Consider the following 4,014-nt stretch of genomic DNA (forward strand, 5'->3'; position numbering starts at 1 on the left):
GCAGCTCTGCGGGGCCGCCCGTAGCCGTTCCACGAAGGAGACACGGTGTCCACGCCGCGCAGTGTCGTGCTCGAACGCCTCGCCTACACCCTTGTCGCGCCCGTGCTGGCCGTGGCCCCGAACATCTATCCCGACAGCCCCGTCAATCAGGTCGTCCAGCTGGCGGGCGCCGCCGGACTCGGCGGCTGGATCCTGGCCTCAAAGAGCGACGAGTCCGGCGCCGGGCGCAAGATCCTGCGCTGGACCCCGCTGGTCCTGGCCGCTGCCATCGACGTCACCGCCACACTCACCACCGGCTGGGGCCCCTACGGGCTGGACGGGATCCTCGCCGCCGCATGGGCGGTCGCCGGCTGCACGGTGATGCCCTTCTCCCGGCACGCCCGCCGCCATCACCGCCCCGCACTCGCCGGCCCCGCCCCACAGGCTCAGCCTGTCGAAGCAGCTCCGGAGCCGACCGTGGCGCTGCCGGACGACGGCGCCGACCACCTCACCCGTGGCGCGCGCACGCTGTGGGAAGCGGCAGGGATGCCTGCCCGCACCCACATCGTCAGCGCCACCCGCCACCCCGCGATGCAGCACGACATGACCATCCTGCTGCGCGCTTCGGAGACCGGACGTCCCATCACCGGCTTGTCCGAGGCTGTGGTCGCCGCCGCTTTCGGTGTGCACGCCAGCGACGTCGTCCTCGTGGACGTCGCGGTCCAGCCCGGCCGCCAGGGCGGCCCTGGCTGGCTGGAGGCTCGCATCACCCCGGACGCGAACCAGCGGCGCCGCAGCCAGCCGACACCTGAGGAGCGATGGGCGGACCGGGTCGGTGGTCCCAAGGGCGGCGCCCCGGGCTCCGTTCTGGTCCACCGGACTCGCGACGAGGCGCGAGGGGTGACCTTTTACCGGGCGAAGATGGCCGACTCCACCGACACTCCGCGCATCGACCTGGCCAAGGTTTGCCGCGGCCTTGGGCTGCCGGAGGACGACTCCTGCGTCTTCGTTCTCATCGACGGGACCGAGTTCCTCATCAGCGCGTTCGACAAGCCCCCGCTGTCCGCGATCTTCCCCGCCACCCGGGAACTGCTGACTCCGGACGCCAAGGGCATGTACGTGTGCGGTTTCACCATCACCGGCCAGCCGGTGAAGAACATGGTCTTCCAGCACGACAAGAACGCCGCAGCCCACGGCCTGATCCTGGGGGTGTCCCGGTCCGGGAAGACGCAGTTCTTCGCGATCAATATGGCGGCGCAGTCCCTGGACGGCCAGGTGGTGTGGCTCTCCACCGTCCGCAAGGACGAGAAGACGTCCACGCTCGGCCGGTACATCGACCGGCAGGGCTCGAACGCCCTGTGGATGGCCCGGTCACTGCGTGCGGCGAAGGCGCTGTGTGAGATCCGCGCGGAGATGCCCTGGCCTCACGACGGCAAGCCGCACGACTACAAGCCCGGCGACTCCCGCTGCCCCTACCGGCAGCTGAATGTCTACGCGGACGAGTTCATGACCGCGGCCCAGGACGCCCTGTTCGGTGAGGACATCCAGAGCAATGGCGACGACCTCACCGTCACCGGCCTGAAGTACGGCATCGGTTTCAACCCCGCCGGCCAGTCGCCGTTCGCGCACAACGGGTTCTCCACCGAGATGAAGGACAACCTCCGGCAGAACTCCCGCCCGACCATCTTCAACATGGGCTCGCCCGGCGCCACGCGTAAGGCGGCGGAGGGCACGATGGAGAACGCCTACGACGTGCCGACCATCCCGGCGCGCTACTCCCGCAGCGAAGGCTCCGCGATCGAGCGGGCCATGCGCGGCGAAGCCGACCCTGAAAACGGCGTCAGTACCGGCGGCGTCGCCGTCATCGTCCTCGACAACGGCCGCGCCGTCCTCATGCGCTCCCTGTACGCGGACTTCGACACCGACCTCTCCGAGCTGTTCCCCGACGAGGTCAACCACCTCACCGACTACGAGATCCAGGAACTGGAAAAGCGCGGCCTGTGGGGCGACTGGAACCGGGACCCCGACCCGGGCGAGTTCTGGCCCGAGCCCGAGGAGGACGACGGCGAGGACGGCGGCCCCCGCCGGCGCGGTGGCGGCAAGGGCACAGGAGGCAAGCGCGGCGGCAAGTCTGGCAGCAACCGTTCCGAGCCGCAGGTCACCTCGCCCCGTCAGGCACTGGAGGCCATCAAGAGTCTCAACAACGCCTGACCCTTTGCCAGTCCATCATCGGGTGGCCGGCCTGGCCCCGGCCATCGACCGCAGCCTCGCCTCACCTGACTACGCCTCAGTCCACGGGGGATCGGGGGTGGAGTTGAGACCGTCACAGAAGCGGCAGTCCCACTCCGAGGGAACCTCCCACTTGTCGACCCAGAAGCCGACCTGCTTGCCCACGAAGTAATTGTCCCCACCACACCACCCGCAATCGAAGACGAACTCCATCCGCTCCCCCTCCCCGGCGCCTTGCTCCGAGGATGCCCGGAGCGCAGGTGCGGTGACTACCGGTTCGTAAACCCCACTCCCCCGCTGCACGACGTAAAGGGCGCCGCCGGAAACCATTCGGCGGCGCCCTTCGACATACCTCGCCTGGAGCGCCGATGCCCCACACCACACCAACTCCCTCTCTGGCCGTCGCCGCTCCCGTGCCCGCGGCAGCTCTCTCCCTCGAGGAACGCCTCACTCTCGTCAACACCGAGATGACCGTGCGCCTGGACGAAGCGGCCGTCGCTTACGAAGTCCGCACCGCCCACATCCCCGTCGACCCCTTCGACCTGGCCGATGTACTCGTCATCCCGCTCACCCTGACGCTCCAGCCCACCGGCACCCCGCAAACGTCGCCGGTCGCAGCCCTGTTGCTCCGCGCCCATCTACGACTGCTCACCGACGGCTGGTGCGCCGGATCCCAGATACGGGAGGACGGAGCCCGCTGCCTCTACGGCGCCATCCGCGCCGAAGCCGCCGGCGACCGAAGCCTGGAGGCGCGCGGACTCGAAGTCCTGATGGACGCCATCCGCGCCGACTTCGGCGAGACGTACTCGGTGCCCACCTTCAACGACAGCTGGACCACCGGCCGTGTCCCCATGCGGATCCTCGGCCAAGCTGCGGACCTCGCCCACGCCCGCGGCCTGTAACCCCCCTTCTATTTCCGGACTACGTGCCTCGCATCCGAACCCCACCGGGTCGGGTGCGGGCCAGGCCGTCCGGCCTGCGCACCATCCGATGCCCACAAGGAGCCGCCCACCATGTCCGCGACCAACAACACTCCCGCCGCACCGCAGACCCCCGAGCAGCCCCAGCCGGAGAAGACATTTGGCTTCACCGCTGCCCGTACCTGGTGGGCCAACGCCTGGAGTGAGGGCGGCGTGCTGCACCAGCGGTGGGAGGACCTGCACCGCGCCCCGCATGCCGGCTGGCACGGCATGGCCCACTGGATCAAGGCAGCCATCGGGCTCGCCGGGATCTGCCTCGTCATCCTGCTGCTGGACGGGGCGACCGACGTCCTGGCTGACGCGATGCACCACCTGCTGACCGCCGCACACGACGTCCAGGTCGGCACCGACACCAGCACCGGCATCTGGGGCGTCATCGACAACCCCGTCCGTACCTACATCGCCGCCCACTCCGCCTCACTGACGATCAGCGGCTCCACCATCTACACCCTCTGGCAGATCACAGGGCTCTTCGGCCTGATCGGCGGCTGGCTCTCCATGACCGGTGCCCGCCTCACGTGGACCCTGTGGGGCGCCGCCACCATCGCCATGACCTGGACCACCGCACCCGCCGACAGCCGCAGCATCGCCACCGGCATCACCGTCCTCGCCTGGACTGCCGCCTCCACCCTCGCCCTCCATGGGCTGACCCTGCGGTCCTCCTCCTTCATCCACGTACGCAACGACGCTCCCACCATCGACGTCCGGCCTCAGATCCACATCCCGACCCAGCCCGCACCGCCCGCTGACGGCGCCCCGGACAACGTCCGCCCCCTCCAGCACTGACCCGTCGCCCTGCCCGGTCCTCGGCCACCCACACGGGGGC

3 protein-coding genes are annotated in these 4,014 nt (G+C 69.6%); all 3 read left to right on the forward strand.

Translation table 11 applies throughout. From position 1 onward, the window contains the following. Window positions 1-45: 45 nt before the first annotated feature. The 3 genes from ACFWFI_RS41465 to ACFWFI_RS41475 all read left to right on the forward strand — a co-directional run bounded on the left by ACFWFI_RS41465 (window position 46) and on the right by ACFWFI_RS41475 (window position 3,974). Complete coding sequence (locus tag ACFWFI_RS41465) at window positions 46-2,190, forward strand: chromosome segregation protein ParM (RefSeq protein ID WP_387400936.1); 2,145 nt, start codon at window positions 46-48, stop codon at window positions 2,188-2,190. Window positions 2,191-2,576: 386 nt separating this feature from the next. Continuing rightward, window positions 2,577-3,110, forward strand: a complete 534-nt coding sequence (locus ACFWFI_RS41470; protein WP_387400937.1) for a DUF6197 family protein — start codon at window positions 2,577-2,579, stop codon at window positions 3,108-3,110. Window positions 3,111-3,221: 111 nt separating this feature from the next. Further along, window positions 3,222-3,974 (forward strand): hypothetical protein, encoded by a 753-nt coding sequence (locus tag ACFWFI_RS41475; protein WP_387400939.1) that lies wholly within the window; start codon window positions 3,222-3,224, stop codon window positions 3,972-3,974. The last annotated feature ends 40 nt before the right edge of the window (window positions 3,975-4,014 follow it).

It is taken from the genome of Streptomyces sp. NPDC060209, assembly GCF_042728155.1.
In the GTDB taxonomy this organism is placed as follows: domain Bacteria; phylum Actinomycetota; class Actinomycetes; order Streptomycetales; family Streptomycetaceae; genus Streptomyces.